Annotated in this window: 16 protein-coding genes; 9 read left to right on the top strand and 7 right to left on the bottom strand. The window is 74.5% G+C overall.

What is annotated here, in order from left to right; all coding sequences use genetic code 11:
* Positions 1 to 89 precede the first annotated feature (89 nt).
* Genes ACSU6M_RS15275 through ACSU6M_RS15285 form a run of 3 tightly spaced genes read right to left on the bottom strand, consistent with a single transcriptional unit; the run spans position 90 to position 4,318 of the window.
* Entirely contained in the window at positions 90 to 3,197 is a 3,108-nt protein-coding gene (locus ACSU6M_RS15275) for a sacsin N-terminal ATP-binding-like domain-containing protein (RefSeq protein WP_437070267.1), read from the bottom strand.
* A gap of 60 nt (positions 3,198 to 3,257) precedes the next feature.
* Positions 3,258 to 3,446 carry a DUF397 domain-containing protein gene (locus tag ACSU6M_RS15280; RefSeq protein ID WP_437070268.1) on the bottom strand — a complete coding sequence of 63 codons (189 nt, stop codon included), beginning with the start codon at positions 3,444 to 3,446 and terminating at the stop codon, positions 3,258 to 3,260.
* Positions 3,443 to 4,318 carry a helix-turn-helix domain-containing protein gene (locus ACSU6M_RS15285; protein WP_437070269.1) on the bottom strand — a complete coding sequence of 292 codons (876 nt, stop codon included), beginning with the start codon at positions 4,316 to 4,318 and terminating at the stop codon, positions 3,443 to 3,445. The genes ACSU6M_RS15280 and ACSU6M_RS15285 overlap by 4 nt, the downstream gene beginning before the upstream one ends.
* 145 nt (positions 4,319 to 4,463) lie before the next feature.
* On the opposite strand from ACSU6M_RS15285, the gene ACSU6M_RS15290 reads away from it, so the two are divergent.
* From ACSU6M_RS15290 to ACSU6M_RS15300, 3 genes are all read left to right on the top strand, one after another.
* On the top strand, positions 4,464 to 4,940 hold the full coding sequence (locus ACSU6M_RS15290) for an ATP-binding protein (protein ID WP_437075158.1): 477 nt from the start codon (positions 4,464 to 4,466) through the stop codon (positions 4,938 to 4,940).
* A 200-nt stretch (positions 4,941 to 5,140) separates the two neighbouring features.
* Positions 5,141 to 5,998 (top strand): helix-turn-helix domain-containing protein, encoded by an 858-nt coding sequence (locus tag ACSU6M_RS15295; protein ID WP_437070270.1) that lies wholly within the window; start codon positions 5,141 to 5,143, stop codon positions 5,996 to 5,998.
* Positions 5,999 to 6,050: 52 nt separating this feature from the next.
* Entirely contained in the window at positions 6,051 to 6,641 is a 591-nt protein-coding gene (locus tag ACSU6M_RS15300; RefSeq protein ID WP_437070271.1) for a Uma2 family endonuclease, read from the top strand.
* Here the strand turns inward: ACSU6M_RS15300 and ACSU6M_RS15305 are convergent.
* Entirely contained in the window at positions 6,632 to 7,558 is a 927-nt protein-coding gene (locus ACSU6M_RS15305; protein WP_437070272.1) for a DUF3027 domain-containing protein, read from the bottom strand. The two genes, ACSU6M_RS15300 and ACSU6M_RS15305, sit on opposite strands and share 10 nt — an antisense overlap.
* Before the next feature lie 321 nt (positions 7,559 to 7,879).
* On the opposite strand from ACSU6M_RS15305, the gene ACSU6M_RS15310 reads away from it, so the two are divergent.
* The 4 genes from ACSU6M_RS15310 to ACSU6M_RS15325 all read left to right on the top strand — a co-directional run bounded on the left by ACSU6M_RS15310 (position 7,880) and on the right by ACSU6M_RS15325 (position 11,422).
* Positions 7,880 to 9,304, top strand: coding sequence for an MFS transporter (locus ACSU6M_RS15310; RefSeq protein ID WP_437070273.1), 1,425 nt, complete (start codon positions 7,880 to 7,882; stop codon positions 9,302 to 9,304).
* 62 nt (positions 9,305 to 9,366) lie between these two features.
* Positions 9,367 to 9,876: a DUF2771 domain-containing protein gene (locus tag ACSU6M_RS15315; RefSeq protein WP_437070274.1), complete on the top strand. Its 510-nt coding sequence runs from the start codon at positions 9,367 to 9,369 to the stop codon at positions 9,874 to 9,876.
* 14 nt (positions 9,877 to 9,890) lie between these two features.
* Positions 9,891 to 10,586 carry a futalosine hydrolase gene (locus ACSU6M_RS15320; RefSeq protein WP_437075160.1) on the top strand — a complete coding sequence of 232 codons (696 nt, stop codon included), beginning with the start codon at positions 9,891 to 9,893 and terminating at the stop codon, positions 10,584 to 10,586.
* Positions 10,583 to 11,422 carry a 1,4-dihydroxy-6-naphthoate synthase gene (locus ACSU6M_RS15325; RefSeq protein WP_437070275.1) on the top strand — a complete coding sequence of 280 codons (840 nt, stop codon included), beginning with the start codon at positions 10,583 to 10,585 and terminating at the stop codon, positions 11,420 to 11,422. The genes ACSU6M_RS15320 and ACSU6M_RS15325 overlap by 4 nt, the downstream gene beginning before the upstream one ends.
* 6 nt (positions 11,423 to 11,428) lie before the next feature.
* Here the strand turns inward: ACSU6M_RS15325 and ACSU6M_RS15330 are convergent, their stop codons facing one another.
* On the bottom strand, positions 11,429 to 11,812 hold the full coding sequence (locus ACSU6M_RS15330; RefSeq protein ID WP_437070276.1) for a cold-shock protein: 384 nt from the start codon (positions 11,810 to 11,812) through the stop codon (positions 11,429 to 11,431).
* Positions 11,813 to 11,985: 173 nt separating this feature from the next.
* Between ACSU6M_RS15330 and ACSU6M_RS15335 the strand changes: the two genes are divergently transcribed.
* Complete coding sequence (locus ACSU6M_RS15335; RefSeq protein ID WP_437070277.1) at positions 11,986 to 12,240, top strand: hypothetical protein; 255 nt, start codon at positions 11,986 to 11,988, stop codon at positions 12,238 to 12,240.
* A gap of 9 nt (positions 12,241 to 12,249) precedes the next feature.
* Here the strand turns inward: ACSU6M_RS15335 and ACSU6M_RS15340 are convergent, their stop codons facing one another.
* Together ACSU6M_RS15340 and ACSU6M_RS15345 are read right to left on the bottom strand one after the other, a co-directional pair.
* Complete coding sequence (locus tag ACSU6M_RS15340) at positions 12,250 to 12,885, bottom strand: HAD family hydrolase (protein ID WP_437070278.1); 636 nt, start codon at positions 12,883 to 12,885, stop codon at positions 12,250 to 12,252.
* Between the two features lie 794 nt (positions 12,886 to 13,679).
* Positions 13,680 to 14,612: a hypothetical protein gene (locus ACSU6M_RS15345; RefSeq protein WP_437070279.1), complete on the bottom strand. Its 933-nt coding sequence runs from the start codon at positions 14,610 to 14,612 to the stop codon at positions 13,680 to 13,682.
* 157 nt (positions 14,613 to 14,769) lie between these two features.
* On the opposite strand from ACSU6M_RS15345, the gene ACSU6M_RS15350 reads away from it, so the two are divergent.
* Positions 14,770 to 17,289, top strand: coding sequence for a helicase-associated domain-containing protein (locus ACSU6M_RS15350; protein ID WP_437070280.1), 2,520 nt, complete (start codon positions 14,770 to 14,772; stop codon positions 17,287 to 17,289).
* The last annotated feature ends 71 nt before the right edge of the window (positions 17,290 to 17,360 follow it).

Here is a 17,360-nt window from a genome sequence, read left to right on the forward strand (position 1 = left end):
CCGACTCGGTTGATCAGATCCGTGAGGGGCGAAAAGGGTTGTACGGCCGATGAACGGACGCTGTCCACCGGCCGCACACCCCGTGGCACTCAGTCGAACCAGCGGTCCCGCGCCAGCTCGGCCGTCCGCGACGGGTCCTCCAGCAGCGCGGCCACCTCGAACCGCCGCGGCCACTGCCCCGCCGCCCAGGCGAGCCCTGCGGCGACCCCCTCCAGGGTGGCGGCGTGCAGCACCCCGTCGTCGGTGAGCCGCCAGTCGATCTCCACGCCGTCGACCACCAGCTCCTCGTGCTCGACGTACGACGCGGGCGTCCGCGGGCCCAGCAGCACCCGCACCGACTCCGGTACGTCGTGCTCGGCGCCCTCGGAGTCGACCGTCCCGGACACCGACTCGCTCAGCCGCCGCACCTGGAACAGCTCCGCCAGCTCGGCCGCCCGCACCGGCCGCACCGGCAGCAGCGGCACGCCCTCGGTGAAGGGCAGCAGATCCGGTGAGTCCACGACCACCGCGTCGGCGGCGTCCACCACGACCGTGCGCCCGTCCACCACCGCCCGCAGCTCGTCCGGCAGCGTGACCTGCTCGGGGTCCAGGTCGGCCAGCGCCCCGTAGAGCCCGTGCAGTTGGGCGGGCGTCACCTCGCGGTCCGGGTCGGCGAGCCGGTCCAGCAGCTCGGCCGCGCCGCCCGGCTCGTCGAGCAGCGCGGCGACCGAGGTGCGCACCCCGAGCGCCCGCAGCACCTGCTCGTCGTCGAACCCGGTCGCGTCGGCCTCCTCGTACAGCCCGCGCAGCAGCGGGTCCCCGCCGGCCGCCAGCAGCCCGGCGGGCCTGCGGCCGTCGAGCACGGGGTGCCCGCGCAGCCACCACGCCGTGTACGGCCGTACGGTCTCATGGGTGCCGTCGGGCAGCAGGATCCGCACCGGCTGGGTGAGGGCGTCCCTGAGCGGCGGCTGGGCGAGCAGGGCGAGGGCCTGCGGCCAGCGGTCGTCGTCGACGAGGTCCAGGTCGCGCACGGCGATCAGCTCGGTGGCGACCGGCGGGACGGGCGAGTCGGGGAAGCGGTCGAGGATGTCCTCGCACCACACGTCCACCGCGTCCAGCAGCCCCGCGTCGTCCGGTTCGGCGAAGTCCCCCTCGCGGGGCTCCAGTTCGTCGGGGTCCAGGACGACGTCGGTGGCGCGCACGAGGGCGAAGTTCGCCAGCACACCGCAGGCGGCCAGCGGACCCTCGCCCCACTTCCCGGCCAACTCGGCGTCGACGAGCGCCAGTTCGCCCTCCCTCATGACCCGGTGGAAGGCACTGCCGGGAAACACCAGCTCACCGGCGGGCGCGAGTTCCCCGTCCTCGTCGGGCAGCGCGAGCGCGCCCAGCCAGGGTTCCTCACCGGGCTCAAGACCGGCGTCCCGCACCAGCGCGAGGACGGTGTCGGCCAGCTCCTCCGCGTCCGGGGCGTCCGCCTCCCAGTCCAGCGCTCCCCCGTCGTCCAGGGACGCGGCGACGGCGGCCCGTACCTGCGGAGTGGTGAGCACGGCCCGCGGCGTCGCGGGCAGCGCGCCCAGCTTCTCCAGCAGCGGGTGCGCGGCGTCCGCGTGCGCGACCTTCAGCCCCAGCCGGGTCAGCACCTCCGGGTCGACGGGGGCGGCGTCCGGGGTGGGCAGCAGCACCTGCCGGGGCCCGATGGTCGTCCGCCCGTCGGCGAGCGGCACGGGCAGCCCGGTCAGCCGGTCCGGATCCACCCCGGCCAGGCTCTCGTACAGCCGCCACCACCAGCCGGGGTCCTTCTCCAGCCCTGCCAGCCGGTCGATCGCGTCGGTCAGCGGCACCCGCGCCACGCCCAGCGTGCGCAGCTCGACCCGGCGCTCCAGCCCGGCGGGCAGCAGGGTGGGCAGCACCTCGGCGAGCACCCGCACGGTCTCCGCCCCGGCGCCCTCGACGACCTCCGCCTCGCGCGGGCGCAGCGACTCGGGCAGATCCTCGCCGGGCCCGGCGGCGGGCGGCAGGAAGGAGGTGCGCGGCAGCCGCTCCAGGATGGCCTGCCGCAGCGCCCCGTCCAGCTCCCCCTTGCCGAGCGGTCCGGGCACGAGGTCGATGATCCCGGCGGTCACCGGGCGCCAGCCGGCGAGCAGGTCGGCGTAGGCGTCGGCGGCGCGCTGCACCAGGAAGTCGGTCAGCGGTCCGGGCGCGGCGTGCCGCCGGGTGGTGTCCAGCGGGAAGGACGCGATGAGCAGCGCGGGCACGCCGAGGGGTTCGTCGCTGGGGGTGGGGGCGTGCACCACGGGGCTGGTCCGCGGCCGCTCGGGGGCGCCCTCGGCGTCGACGGGCACCGCCCAGGTGACCGACCAGTACGGCCGCAGCCGCTCCTCGACCGGCCGGTCGGCCAGCAGCTCGGCGGCCAGCGGCCCGTGCGCGGCGACGGTACGCCAGCGGGTGGCCCCGTCCCGCGAGTCCTCCACGACGGTCAGGTCGCCGTCGCTGCGGCGGCGCAGCGTGCGCGTCTCGTCCTGCGCCTCGATGACGACCTCGTCGAGGCCGGGCAGCGCGAGCAGCAGGGCGTCGTCGACGGCGGTGAGCAGCCGTTCCGCCAGGTCGGTGGCGGCGGCGTCGCGCAGCGGCAGGATGACGGCGGTGTCGTAGGGCGCGGGCGGGCTGCCCTCGGCGGCGAACGGCAGCCGCAGCAGGGGTACGTGTCCGTCGCGCCGCCGGATCTCGTCCCCGAGGCCGGGGCTGTGCCGGGCGGTGTCGGCGGCGAGGTCCCGCGCCTCGGGGAGCGACCACCGGACACCCCCGTGCCGCCCGACGACGGCGGGCTCGTCGGTGACGGCGAGCACGGCCGCGAAGCCGACGCCGAACCGTCCGACGGCGGCGCTGTCCCGCTTGGCCGACGCCCGCAGGGTCGCCAGCGACTCGACCCCGGCCGCGTCGAGCGGCGCCCCGGTGTTGGCGGCGACGAGCACCCCGTCCCGCAGGGTGAGCCGCAGCCGCCCCGGCACGCCGGCGCGGGCGGCGGCGTCGGCGGCGTTCTGCGCGAGCTCGACGACGAGCCGGTCCCGGTACCCGCCGAGAACAAGGTCTTCCTCGGCGTTGGCGTCCTCCCGGAACCTGGCCGGGCTGGTCGCCCAGGCGTCCAGGACACCTCGCCTGAGACGAGCGGTCCCGAAGGGATCGGCACCTTCGGCTGCGGGCCGCACGAACTTGCTCACGTCGACACTCTCCTCATCGGGGTGACCACGAAGGTACCCGCCCCTGAGTCGAGTGTGCGCTCAGCCCTGCGCCGCGTGCCTGACGAAGTCGGACCAGGCGGAGGGGGTGAGGGTGAGCAGGGGGCCGTCGGTGTGCTTGGAGTCGCGGATGTGGATGGTGGCGGGGGTGGCGGCGACGGCGACTTCGACGCAGGACTCGATGTCGCTGCTGCTGCTGTAGCTGCTCTTGAACCAGTTCAGGTCGGTCACGTGTCCCCCAGGAGTTGCTCGATGAAGGCCAGCGACTCTCTGGGTGGGAGAGCCTGGGCCCGGATGATGCCATACCGCAGTTCGAGGACGTGGAGCTGCCTCGGTTCGGAAACCGGACGGCCATTGGCGATGCCCGGGGAGCGCCCGACCGCCGACCCGTCCGCGAACTTCAACACCTCGATACCGCCCTCTGTTCCAGCATGCTCCTCGCGGTACATCGGCATCACCTGGATTTCGACATGCCGCAGCTGCCCGACCTCCAGGATGTGCTGGAGCTGTTGCCGTAGCAACGCTCTCCCACCGAGCGGGCGTCGAAGCACCCACTCCTCCTGCACAAAGCTGAGTTCGGGCAGTGGCTCTCGCTCGAACACAGATTTACGAGCCATCCGCGCCGCCACGCCACGCTCCACGTCATCCTCCGAGAAGGCAGGGCGCCACATCCTGAACAACGCCCGTGCGTACTCCGGCGTCTGCAACAGCCCATGGACGTTGAGCGGGTCGTACAGCTGAAGCTCGACCGCCTTGGCCTCCAACTTGGCCAGGTCCCGCACCTTCTTGGGATACCGGACCTTGGCCACGTCCTCCTTCATCGCCGCGAGGAGCCCGCCCGCGTCCAGCACCTCGTCGGCTCTGTCCAGATACTCGGGTCGGGGAATCCGCTTCCCGCCCTCGATCTTGTAGACGAGGTCCTCCCCGTACCCCACGGCCTTCCCGAAGTCGGCCGCCCGCATCCCCACCGCCTCCCGCCGCAGCTTCAACTGCCGCCCCACGGTGGCGATGACCGCGACGCCCCACTCGTCGTCGGGATCGACCTCCCACCCCGGCTCGTCCGCCTCGGTCCGGAGCCGTCCCGCGTCCGCTTCCGCCGTCATCCCGCACCCCTCCGTCGCACGAAACCTCCAGCGACGCCGTACCCGTACGCCCCACCCCGACAGCCCGGACACCACCGGACAGCCTCCGGACAGTCACCCTACGCAACGGCATCGTCACTGTTCACGGTAGGCGCACGCGGCCACGCTGAGTGACGTGATTCGAGAAACCGCCACCCCCGTCCGCAACTTGAGCCTGCGCCTGTCCCCCACGCCCCGCGGAGCCCGCCTCGCGCGGCTGCTCGCCGTGGAGCAACTCCGCGCCTGGGACCTCCCGTCGGACCACGCGGCGCAGATCGTGGCGGAGCTGGCCGCGAACGCCGTCACCCACGGACGGGTCACGGGCCGCGACTTTCAGCTCACCCTCTACGTCGTCGGCCGGACGCTCCGCATCGAGGTGACGGACACGCGCGGTGACTGTCTGCCCCGCCCCCAAAGCCCCGCCGTGGAGGCCGAGTCGGGCAGGGGACTGCTCCTCGTCGCCGCCCTGTCCGACCGCTGGGGAGTCGCCGAGGGACCGCCCCCGCGCAAGACCGTCTGGGCCGAAGTCACCATGCCCGCACCGGAACACAGGGCGTCGTGCTGCGGCGGCACGGGCGGTCTCCCCCAAGGAACAGATGGGTGAAAGAACCCGACCGAGCCCCACCCCTCCCGCCCACGCCCGCGCGCTCCCTCGGGAGGGTGAACATCGCCAACCGGGCTGGATTTCAGGTGGGTTGTCTGCCTTACGCTCAGCGCGACACAACCCCAGACATGCGACGGCCCTCGCAGGGACTGCCATCCCATTGCGAGGGCCTGACCACCGAGGAAGGTAAGAGCTTCCCGATGGACACCCAGAACCCTAGCGCGCCCGCGTGCGCCCAGTCCGGAACTGTCCGGAACAACCACCCGATCCGGCGGTCCTCCTCCCCCCACGGCGGCCTGGTCCACGACAACACCCGCCACACGAGCCGCTTCACGGTCGTCGGCAACCACCTGGCCCAGCACCAGGAGCTGTCGCTGCTGGCGATCGGACTCGCGGTCCACATCCAGTCGCTGCCGAAGCACGCCCAGGTGGACATCAAGAGCCTGGCGGCCCGCTTCCCGGAGGGAACGACGCGGATCGCCTCGGCCCTGCGCGAGCTGGAGACCCACGGCTACCTGCGCCGGGAGCGCAAGCGGATCGCCGGGGGCCGGATCGTCACCCGTACGGTGTCCTGCAACCAGCCGGGCAGTCGGCAGACGGAACGGCAGCAGAGGCCGGCGCCCCCGAAGAAGCGGACGCCCCGCAAGGCGCTCCCGGCGGTCCCGAAGCCCGCGTACCCGGCCCCGGCGCTCCTCCGCCAGGCCACAGACCTGTTGGCGGACCTGCGCCGCCACGACCCCCGTCTGCTCCTGTCCGCCCTGGACACGGCCCACCTGGCCCCCGGCGTCGCCGCCTGGCTGGAACGGGACGTCACCCCCACAGCCGTACGCCACGCGTTGACGGCGAGCCTCCCCGAGGACGGCGTACGCCGCCCGGCCGCCCTCCTGGCCCACCGCCTGACAGCCCAACTGCCCCCGGCACCCCCCTTCCGCGCCCCCGCCCCGCCCCGCAGGGCCCCGCACCCCTGGCAGGACTGCGAAGGCTGCGACCGCCCTTTCCGCTCACCCGCACCAGGCCGCTGCCGCGACTGCCGATCCGATGCCTCGGAGGCCGCCTAGCATGAAAGCGACGATCCTTTCCCCTGGGCACAGACGACGAGGAGCGAGCGCCATGACCATCGCCCCGGACGACGCGCGGCAGGGCGCCTCCCACCTCTACCGGACCATGCGGGACTTCGTGCATTCCACGGACGACAGCCTTCCCGGCAAGTTCGAGATCACCAAGGAGGGGATCGTCCTCGACCTGATGTCGCCCGTCCGGCCGCACGAACTCACGGCGCTCCGTCTCCGAAAGCGTCTGGAGAAGGTCATGCCGGAAGAGATCGTGGCCCACACGGGCGAGCCGGATGTCGAGTTCGAGCCGGAAGGCATCATGCGCCGGCCCGACATCATGGTGATCGCCGAGGCCGACATGGAGGGGGACGGAGCCTTCGACCCGCGTACCGTCGTCGCGGCGGTCGAGATCGTCTCGCGGTCCAACCCGGACAACGACTGGGTCACCAAGATGCGGGACTACCCGCTGATCGGCGTCCCCGTCTACGCCGTCTTCGACCCCCGCACCGGAACCGGCGCCGTCCTCACCGACATCCACGCCACCCCTGACGGGCCGCGCTATGCGACCCGTAAGGATTTCGTCTACGGCGAGGACGTCACCATCGGTGAGTGGACGATCCCGACGGACGGGCTGCCCCGCTACGAGTGACCCAGCTCCGCCGACTCCTCGTCCGTGACCTCCGGGACCGAGCCGGAGTCGCGGGACGGGCGGAGCGGGAAGGCGTCGACGCGGGTCTCGTCGAGGACCGGTGGGGCCGGCCGGGGCGGCTTGGGCATGACCGCCGCCTCGGAGTGGCCGCCGCAGCCGTACGCGAGGGACACCACGCGGCCGTCCGCCGGGGAGAACTCGTTGGCGCAGACACCGAACGCCTGCCCCAGGGAGCCGCCGATCGGCTGGAGGAAGCCGCAGCTGACGCAGGTGGCGGGGGCCGCCTGAGCCATGGGGGTCTTCGCGCCGAACGCCTCCTCCCAGCGGTCGGCGGCGATGTGAAGCCCGTAGCGGGACAGGACACGGGCGCGGCGCAGGCCCAGTTCCTCGGCGACGGCCGCGATCGAGCCGCGCCTCGGGGCCACCGGGAGGCTCGCCGGGGCACCCGCCGTCACCTCGGCGTCCTCGGCCTCGACCAGCTCGGCCATGTCCTCGGAGACGATGGAGTTGGGGGCCGGCTCGTCCTCGCCGGTCCAGCCGGGCTCCAGGCGGAGATCCTCCGCGTCCGTGGGGAGAAGATCGCCGGGGCCCATGTCGCCGGGGCGCAGCCGCTCGCTCCAGGGCACCCATTCGGGGGCCAGCAGGGCGTCGGGGCCGGGGAGGAGGACCACCTCGTCGAGGGTGACGACCTTCGCCCGCGAGGCACGGGCCACCGTGACGGCCCAGCGCCAGCCGCGGTAGCCGAGCTCCTTGCACTCGAAGAAGTGCGTGACGACCCGGTCCCCCTCGGAGACCAGCCCGGAGTGCTCGCCGACGACACCGGGCGCGGCCGCCTCCTCGGCTGCGGCGCGGGCGAGGTCGACCGCCTCGGCGCACAGGCGGTCGGGGGTGCGGCTTCGCGTGCTCGCTGCGCTCACAGGTATCGCTTCTCTCCTACGCCGTCTCTCAGGAGGTGCCTCCTGGGCGGCGGAACGGACGGAGCGGACCTGGGGGCCGCGTCGACGTCCGCGTCCGATCGCGCTCGGGCGCACCTGTGCCATCCATTGTGCGGGATGGCTGAGATACGCACGCTACCTGTTCGCGGGCGCTCGGCCTACACCGACGTGGTTTATCGGGCGATCGGAGTGATCTTCCCAGCCCTCCGGCAGGGCGCCGGACGCCGTGTCCCACCACGAAAGTGCGGGGCCATACGCGCGGTAACCGCACTACAAGGCCCCGGATCGGGGCACTATGGCGTCGTGGCAGCCGCGAGGTCGCCCCAGGGGACCGCCGGGATCGGCGGGACCAGGGGAAGCAGCCGGGGTGGCGGTTCGGGCCGGGTCCGCGGCTCCGTCCGCCGGCTGGGCCGTGCGCTGCACCTGCCGGTGACGGGCCCGGCGCGCGGCATCCGCAAGGCCACGCACGCCCAGGGCGCGGGCGAGTCGGGGCTCGGCAAGCTGATCGAGCTGCACGGCGTGAACGGCGCCGGCGACATGATGATCACGGTCGCGCTGGCCTCCACCGTCTTCTTCTCCGTACCGACCGACGAGGCCCGCGGCCGGGTCGCGCTCTACCTCGCCATCACCATGGCCCCCTTCACGCTGCTCGCCCCGGTGATCGGCCCGCTCCTGGACCGTGTCCCGCACGGCCGCCGCGCCGCGATGGCGACGGCGATGCTGGCGCGGGCCCTGCTCGCGCTGGTGCTCTCCGGCGCGGTGGTCAGCGGCAGCCTCCAGCTGTATCCGGCCGCGCTCGGCGTGCTGGTGGCGTCCAAGGCGTACGGCGTGGTGCGCAGCGCGGTGGTGCCCCGGCTGCTGCCGCCGATGTTCTCGCTGGTGAAGGCGAACTCACGGGTCACCCTCGGCGGCCTGCTGGCCACCGGCATCGCCGCGCCGGTCGGGGCCGGGCTCCAGGCGATCGGCCCGCGCTGGCCGCTGTACGGGGCGTTCGTGCTGTTCATGGCGGGCACGTTCCTGTCGTTCACGCTGCCGCACAAGGTGGACTCGGCGCGCGGGGAGGACCGGGCGCTGCTCGCGGCGGACGCCGAGCATCTGCACGGCCCGCACCGCAAACCGGTCAAGCGGCCCGGCCTGCGCACGGTCGGCATCGCGGTGACCCACGCCCTGGGCGCGAACTGCGCGCTGCGCTGTCTGTCCGGGTTCCTGATCTTCTTCCTGGCGTTCCTGCTGCGCGAGCACCCGCTCGCCGGGCAGAGCGCGGCCGTCTCGCTGGGCATGGTGGCCGTGTCGGCGGGCGTCGGCAACGCCTGCGGTACGGCGGTCGGGGCGTGGCTGCGCTCGCGGGCGCCGGAGATCATCATCGTGACGGTGGTGGCGCTGGTGGCGACGGCGGCGATCTCCGCGGCCCTGTTCTTCGGGGCGCCCCTGGTGGCCTGCCTGGGCGCGGTCGCGGGTTTCGCGCAGGCGCTGGCCAAGCTGTCCCTGGACGCGCTGATCCAGCGGGACGTGCCCGAGCACGTGCGCACGTCGGCGTTCGCGCGCTCCGAGACGCTGCTGCAGATGTCGTGGGTGTTCGGCGGCGCGGTCGGCATCGCGATGCCGCTGAACGGGACGCTGGGGCTGTCGGTGGGCGCGGCGATCGTGGCGCTGGGCTGGCTGACCACCGTACGGGGGCTGCTGAGCTCGGCCCGGCACGGCGGGGTGCACCGGACGCGAGTGGCGTAACCCACGCCGTGCCCGTGCCCCCAGGTGGGAGCGCGGACCGGGAGGCCCGATAGCCTTCGGCCATGACCACGCTGCAATCCGTTGTGCGACGCCGCCGCGCCGTCGCCGCCGCCGGCGCCGTTTCCGCCGGACTGCTCGTCCTCACGGCCTGCGACAAGCCGACGCCCGTCGCGACGATCACCGTCGGTTCGGACTCGATCAGTGACGAGGCCCTCTGCTACAACGACGGCGACAAGCTCGACGAGAAGTCGCTGGCGAAGTGCGCCAAGAACACCGACGACGTCGAGTCCATCGAGGTGGACCAGGACCAGTACGTCCGCTTCGGCGTCGACCCGGAGATCGCGGAGCACGGCTGGGTGGTGCTGGTGAACGGCCGCCCGTTCACCGAGGCCACCAAGAAGACGTACACCACCCTGCCCTTCAACGCGTTCTTCAACGCCCAGTACGGCAGTGAGGGCGACACCAACACGGTCTCCATCCAGGAGGGCACGAAGGGTGTCCGAGGCGTGTGGACGTTCAAGGTGAAGCAGTCCGAGGACTGGAAGGACGCGCGCAAGGACAGCCTCTCCTGACGCCTGTGCCGCGTGTGCTGATCGCCACCGCCGTCCCGGCCGAACGGGACGCGGTGGCGCGGGCGTTCCCCGGCCCGGTGCAGGAGGTGCACCGTCCCGGCGTGAGCCTGCTGCGGACGAGCGCCGGAGTCGATCTGGTGGCGGCCGGTGTCGGCCCCGCCGCGGCCGCCGCGTCCACCGCCTGCGCGCTCGCCGCGGCCGCCCTCGACGACGCCCCGTACGGGCTCGTCGTGTGCGCTGGCATCGGCGGGGGCTTCCAGCCCGAGGCGCCGGTCGGCTCGCTCGTCGTCGCCCGGACGATCACCGTGGCGGACCTGGGCGCCGAGACCGCCGACGGCTTCCTGCCGGTCACCGAGCTCGGCTTCGGCGTCGTCTCGCACCTGCCGCCGAGATCGCTCGTACGGCAGGCCGCGGCCGCCACCGGCGCGGCCACGGGCACCGTCCTCACCGTCTCGACCGTCACCGGCACCGCCGCCCGCGCGGCCGGACTGCGCGCCCGGCACCCGGACGCCCTCGCCGAGGGCATGGAGGGCTTCGGCGTGGCCGAGGCGGCCGACGCGCAGGGGCGGCCCGTCCTGGAGATCCGCGCGATCTCCAACCCCGTGGGCCCGCGCGACCGCGCCGCCTGGCGCATCGGCGAGGCGCTGGACGCGCTCACCGAGGGCTTCGGGAAGCTCGCACCCGTTCTGGACGGTTGGATGACGGCATGAGCCTGCAGATCGCCTACTCCCCCTGCCCCAACGACACGTTCGTCTTCGACGCGCTCGCCCACGGCCGCGTCCCCGGCGCACCCGCACTGGACGTCACCTTCGCGGACATCGACCTCACCAACGGCATGGCCGAGCGCGGCGAGTTCGACGTGCTGAAGGTGTCCTACGCGGTGCTGCCGTACGTCCTCGACCAGTACGCCCTGCTGCCCTGCGGCGGCGCGCTGGGCCGCGGGTGCGGGCCGCTGGTGCTGACGCGGGAGGCGGGGGCCGACCTGACGGGCCGCACGGTGGCCGTGCCGAGCCGGACGTCGACGGCGTATCTCCTCTTCCGCCTGTGGGCGGCGGACACGGTCCCCGACGGGGTCGGCGAGATCGTGGTGATGCCGTTCCACGAGATCATGCCGGCGGTACGGGACGGGAAGGTCGACGCGGGCCTGGTGATCCACGAGGCGCGCTTCACGTACCGGACCTACGGGCTGCACCAGCTCGCCGACATGGGCGAGCACTGGGAGAACACCACCGGGCTGCCCATCCCGTTGGGCGCGATCATCGCCAAGCGCTCCCTGGGCGAGGTGACGCTGCGGCTGCTCGCCGACTCCATCCGCGCCTCCGTGCGGGCCGCCTGGGACGACCCCGAGGTCTCCCGCCCGTACGTCATGGCGCACGCCCAGGAGATGGACCCGGCCGTCGCCGACCAGCACATCGGGCTCTACGTCAACGAGTTCACCGCCGACCTCGGCGAGGACGGCTACGCGGCCGTGCGCGGGCTGCTCACGCGCGCCGCGGCCGAGGGGCTGCTGCCGCCCCTCGGACCGGACGCGCTGGACTTCCCCTGACGGGTGCTACACGTCGAGCTGGTCGGCGACCGCGCGCAGCAGGCCGGCGACCTTCTTGCCGGCGACCTTGTCGGGGTAGCGGCCGCGCTCCAGGGTCTGGGTGACGTTCTCCAGGAGCGTCGTCAGGTCCTGCACGATGGAGGCCAGCTCGTCCGGCTTCTTGCGCTGGGCGGCCGCGACCGACGGGGTGGGCTCCAGGAGCGTCACCGACAGGGCCTGGTCGCCGCGCTGACCGGCGACCACGCCGAACTCCACGCGCTGCCCCGGCTTGAGCGTCTCGACTCCGGCGGGGAGAACGGAGGAATGGACGAAGACGTCACCGCCGTCGTCGCGGGAGAGAAAGCCGAAGCCCTTCTCGCTGTTGAACCACTTGACCTTGCCGGTAGGCACGTCCGTCCTCGTCCTCGTACTCGTCGGAAAATTGCTTGTGACTGCGCGGGTTACTGCTTATAACGCCATGCGGCGGGTCGTCCCTGACCCGCCGGTACCAAGGCTAATGGTCCCGGGGCGGCTGACAAGACGTCGCCCGGTTGTTCCTTCGCGCTGGGAACTACCCTGGTCGGGTGCGTGACAAAACCCAAACGAATTCCGCCGCGCCCGGCGACCGACTGATCCGGGCCGGAGCCGTCGTGTTCTTCGTCGGTGCGGTGGCCACTCTCGTCACCGTGGCCCCGATGCTGCTGGGCACGACGCCCTTTCCGACGTACATGTTCGGGCTGAGCATGCTGATGGGCGTCGGCTTCCTCATCGCGGGCGCGGGTGTGATGCGCTCGGTCGCCGCGGGGCGGCGCCAGGCGCGGGAGTCCGCCTCCCGGTGACGGGCGCCGTCAGCCGCCGGCCGGTGCCAGGTGGCCGCTCAGCCATGCCGGGAACTCGGTGAGGTCGGCGAGGACCACGTCCGCGCCCGCCGCGCGCAGTTCCTCGGCGCCGAAGGGGCCCGTCGCCACGGTCACCGACAACGCGTCCGCCGCGCGGGCGCCGCGTATGTCGCCCTCGTGGTCGCCGACGTACACGCCCGCGCCGTGCTCGCGCAGCGCCAGCGCCTTGCCCTCGGCCCACAGGTCCCCGACCACGGCGTCCGGTTCGATGCCCAGGTGCTCCAGGTGCAGCTTGGCGTGCGGCTCGTTCTTCGCGGTGACGACGATCGCCCGTCCGCCCGCCCGCTGCACGGCCGCGATCGCCTCACGGGCGCCGGGCAGCGCGTGCGAGGCGTGGATGGCGTACCGCGGGTACAGCTCCCGGTAGCGGCCGACCATCACGTCTATCTCCTCGGCCGGGAACCAGTACGCCAACTCGTGCGCCAGCGGCGGCCCCAGCCGGCTCACCGCGAGATCGGCGTCGATGAACGTCCCCGTCCGCTCGGCCAGCGCCGTGTAGCAGGCGTGGATGCCCGGCCGGGAGTCGATCAGGGTCATGTCCAGGTCGAACCCGACGGTGAGCGGGGGCGCGGTGGTGTAGGCCATGGGGGCCATTGTGCCGGGGCCGGCCCGGCGGGACCGGGGCGTCTCACATCGCGCGCATCCACCAGGGGCGGATGCGCCGGGGGCGGATGCGCTGCGCCGGATTCGCCGCGGGCGGATCCACCGCGGCGGGTCCGCGTCCGGCCAGTCGCGTCAGGCGGGTCCGCGTCGGGCGGGTCCGCGTCCGACGAGCTCGCTGCCGCCCGGTCCGCTGCCGGCCGGTCCGCTGCCGCCCGGTCCGCTGCCAGCCGGACCGCTGCCGGCCGGTCCGCTGCCGCCCGGTCCGCTACTGGCCGGTTCGCTGCCAGCCGGACCGCTGCCGGCCGGACCGCTGCCGCCCGGTCCGCTACTGGCCGGTTCGCTGCCAGCCGGACCGCTGCCGGCCGGACCGCTGCCGCCCGGTCCGCTACTGGCCGGTTCGCTGCCAGCCGGACCGCTGCCGGCCGGACCGCTGCCGCCCGGTCCGCTACTGGCCGGACCGCTGCCAGCCGGACCGCTGCCGCCCGGACCGCTGCCGCCCGGACCGCTGCCAGCCGGACCGCTGCCGCCCGGACCGCTGCCGCCCGGACCGCTGCCGCCCGGACCGCTGCCAGCCGGACCGCTGCCGCCCGGACCGCTGCCGCCCGGACCGCTGCCGCCCGGACCGCTGCCAGCCGGACCGCTGCCGCCCGGACCGCTGCCAGCCGGACCGCTGCCGCCCGGACCGCTGCCGCCCGGACCGCTGCCAGCCGGACCGCTGCCGGCCGGTTCGCTGCGGGGGGTTCCTCGCGGCCGGTTCGCTTCGTGTGGCGGTCGGCTCATTTCTGGCGCTGGGAGCGCCACACCAGGAACAGGGCGGAGGCGACGGCCGCGCCGCGCAGGACCCAGGGCCAGGTCTCGGCGATGGCGTCGCTGGTCCGGCCCTGGACGATGGGGTCGCCCCAGCGGCCGGTGCCCCGGCCCCACAGCCACAGCACACCGGCGGCGACGGCGAGGCCCGGCAGCACGATCACCGCGGCCTTGATCTCGGCCTTGGACAGCCGCCGGGAGGCCCAGGCGATCAGCCAGCCGGCGGCGAGCGCGACCAGGTTGCCGAGCACCGCGCCGGCGACCAGCAGCGCGGCGGCGCACAGCAGCAGGGGGTTGTTCCAGCGGCGTACCGCGGACAGCCGGAGGCGGCGTGGGCGGGCCTCCGTCTCCTCCTGCGCCTCCTCGGCGTCCTCCGCCTCGCCCTCGGCGTCCTCGGCGGTCTCGGCGGCCTTCTTCTTCGGCGGGCGCTTGAGGAGATCCGGGATCAGTACGCCGCCGACGAAGCCCGGCACCTCGTCGCCGCCGGTGCCGCCGGTGTCCGACCGCCACCAGTCGGGCTGCTCCGCGCTGTCGCCGAGTTCGTCCGCGCCGGCCCGGTGCGGGGGCGCGGCGCCCTCGGAGCGGGGGCGCGGTACGGCCGGTCTCGGCCCGCTCTCGCGCTGCACGGGCACGGCGGCGCCCGGTGCCGCCTCCGCGGTGCGCGCGGTACCGGTGCCGGTGCCGGCCGCCTCGACGACCTCGTCCGGGGTGCCGATCCGCTCCAGGATGCGGCGGACGGCGGTCGGGGAGTCCACGACCGCCTTCGCCCGTCGGCGGTCGATCTCGTCCCTCAGCGCCGCGACGAGGCGCATGCGGTCCGCCGAGGGCAGCTGGCGCTGGTGCGCCACGTCCCCGACTCGGCTCAGGTATTCGTAGACCACCTGGTCGCTCTCGATCCCCACGCGGATGAAGGTACCGCGCGGATTGTCCGGTGTGGTCGAGGTCCGGTGCGGGACTGCGGGTCGCCCCGGCCGCGGGCAGCCGCAGGCCGTCCCCGCCGCCGCGCAACCCGCCCCGGTCCGCACCCCGCCGTCGTACCCACCCGCTACCGTGAGTCAGATGAGCACCGAGGCCAACGCCCCCCGGTCCCTCGCGGAGGCGCTTCGCGGCAGGGACGACTCCTCATTGGCCGCGCTCCTGCGCAGCCGTCCGGATCTCATCACGCCCGTTCCCACGGATCTGACGCAGCTGGCGACGCGGGCGGGCACGCGGGCGTCGGTGGTGCGGGCGCTGGAGCGGCTGGACCGGTTCGCGCTGCAGACGGCGGAGGCGCTGGCGGTGGCGGGCGATCCGGCGACGTACGAGGAACTGCTCGGGCTGATGGGCGGGGACGAGGGCGATCCGCCGGTGACGGCGGCGCTGCCGCGGGCGCTCGGGGTCCTGCGGGAGCAGGCGCTGGTGTGGGGCGGCGACGACCGGCTGCGGCTGGTGCGCACGGCACGGGAACTGCTCGCGCCCTCGCCGCAGCATCCGTCGCCGACGGGGCTCGGGCCGACCGTGCGGGAGGCGACGGCCGGGATGTCGCCGGGGCGGATCCAGGAGATCGTGACGGCGGCCGGGCTGCCGTCCACCCATGACCCGGTGTCCGCCGCCGACGCGCTGACGGAGCTGTTCCGGGACCGGCGGCGGCTGTCGGCGCTGCTCGACGAGGCGCCCAGCGACTCCGTGGAGGTGCTGGAGCGCCTGGTGTGGGGGCCGCCGTACGGGCAGGTCACCGCCGATCCGGCGCCCCGGCTGCGCTGGCTGCTGGACCGGGGTCTGCTGCTGCCGACCGCGCCGGGCACGGTGGTGCTGCCGCGCGAGGTCGCCCTGCATCTGCGCGCCGGGCGCGCGCACCGCGCGCCGGAGCCGGTGCCGCCCGCCGTGGTGGCCGCCGCCGCGCACGGGACGAAGGTGGTGGACGCCACCGCGGCCGGGCAGGCGTTCACCGCGCTGGCGACGGTCGAGGAACTGCTGAAGGAGTGGGACGAGGGCGGCCCGGCGGTGCTGCGGGCCGGCGGGCTGAGCGTGCGCGATCTGAAGCGGACGGCCGTCGCGCTGGACGTGTCCGAGCCGGTCGCCGCGTTCTGGGTGGAACTGGCGTACACGGCCGGGCTGATCGCCTCCGACGGGGAGGCCGACGAGCGGTACGCGGCCACGCCCGCCTACGACGAGTGGCTGGAGCGTCCGCCCGCCGAGCGCTGGGCCCACCTCGCCGAGACCTGGCTGCACGCGACGCGGACACCGGGAGTCGTCGGCGGACGGGACGCCAAGGAGCGCACCCTGTCGGCGCTCGGCCCCGGCCTGGACCGGTCGGCCGCGCCCGAGGTGCGGCACCGGGTGCTGACCCTGCTGGCCGCGCTGCCGGAGGGCGCCGCGCCCGACGCCGAGTCCCTGCTGGCCCGGCTCCACTGGGAGCGGCCGCTGCGCGGCGGCCGGCGCGGCGAGGACGACCTGCGCACCCGGCTGGCCCGCTGGACGCTGTCGGAGGCGGAGCTGCTCGGCGTGACGGGTCGCGGCGCCCTGTCCTCGCACGGACGCGCGCTGCTCGCCCTCCCGGCGGCCGCGGAGCACAAGGACGAGGGGCCCGGCGACAGGCTGCCCGCCCCGCACCGCCCGGTGCCCGCCGCCGAGCCGCTGTCCCCCGCCGAGCAGGCCGTCGCCTCCGCGGCCGCCGCCCGGCTGCTCGCCCCGCTGCTGCCCGAGCCCCTCGACCATGTGCTGCTCCAGGCGGACCTGACGGCGGTGGCGCCCGGCCCGCTGCGGCGGCCGCTGGCCGAGACGCTGGACGTGCTGGCGGACGTGGAGTCCAAGGGCGGCGCGACCGTGTACCGGTTCACGCCCGCCTCGGTACGCCGGGCCCTGGACGCCGGTCGTACGGCCGCCGACCTGCACGCGTTCCTGGCCGCGCACTCGCGCACGCCGGTGCCGCAGCCGCTGGCGTATCTCATCGACGACGTGGCCCGCAGGCACGGGCATCTGCGGGTGGGCGCGGCCTCGTCGTACGTGCGCTGCGACGACGAGGGCGTGCTGAACGAGATCCTGGCCGACAAGCGGGCCGAGGGTCTGCGGCTGCGGCGCCTGGCGCCGACCGTGCTGGCCGCGCAGGCGGATCCGGCGGGCCTGCTGGAGGGGCTGCGCGCGATGGGGTTCGCGCCGGCCGCGGAGTCGGCGGAGGGCGATGTGCTGATCACCCGCGCCCACGCCCACCGCACCCCGCCGCGCACGGCCCCCGAGCCGGTCCCGGAGGGCCCGCCGACGCCGGACGCCACCCTCCTCGCCGCGGCGATCCGCGCCATCCGGGCGGGCGACGTGGCCTCCACCGCCCCGCGCAAGCCGGTCGACGACGCCCCGCTCGCCCCGGGCGAGCTGCCCCGCACCTCCGCCGCCGAGACCCTGGCCACCATGCAGGCCGCCGTCCTGACCGGGCAGGCCCTGTGGATCGGCTACGTCAACGCCGAGGGCGCCGCCAGCCAGCGCGTCATCGCCCCGGTCCGCGTCGAGGGCGGCTTCGTCACGGCGTACGACCACACGGCCGACGAGGTCCGCACCTACCCACTGCACCGCGTCACGGGCGTGGCAGAGCTGGCGGACGAGTAGGCCCAGCCGCGGTTCCCCGCCGGAGGCGCCGGACCTGCCAGTCCGAGGTGACCGCCAGGATGTGCGTGGCC

This window comes from Streptomyces sp. enrichment culture, assembly GCF_964272895.1.
In the GTDB taxonomy this organism is placed as follows: domain Bacteria; phylum Actinomycetota; class Actinomycetes; order Streptomycetales; family Streptomycetaceae; genus Streptomyces.

What these genes read in the sequence shown, in the direction of transcription:
- ACSU6M_RS15340 (WP_437070278.1), bottom strand. Translation starts at nt 12,885, where the DNA reads ATGGCCTACACCACCGCGCCCCCGCTCACCGTCGGGTTCGACCTGGAC.
- ACSU6M_RS15315 (WP_437070274.1), top strand. Translation starts at nt 9,367, where the DNA reads ATGACCACGCTGCAATCCGTTGTGCGACGCCGCCGCGCCGTCGCCGCC.
- ACSU6M_RS15325 (WP_437070275.1), top strand. Translation starts at nt 10,583, where the DNA reads ATGAGCCTGCAGATCGCCTACTCCCCCTGCCCCAACGACACGTTCGTC.
- ACSU6M_RS15285 (WP_437070269.1), bottom strand. Translation starts at nt 4,318, where the DNA reads ATGACGGCGGAAGCGGACGCGGGACGGCTCCGGACCGAGGCGGACGAG.
- ACSU6M_RS15295 (WP_437070270.1), top strand. Translation starts at nt 5,141, where the DNA reads ATGGACACCCAGAACCCTAGCGCGCCCGCGTGCGCCCAGTCCGGAACT.
- ACSU6M_RS15300 (WP_437070271.1), top strand. Translation starts at nt 6,051, where the DNA reads ATGACCATCGCCCCGGACGACGCGCGGCAGGGCGCCTCCCACCTCTAC.
- ACSU6M_RS15350 (WP_437070280.1), top strand. Translation starts at nt 14,770, where the DNA reads ATGAGCACCGAGGCCAACGCCCCCCGGTCCCTCGCGGAGGCGCTTCGC.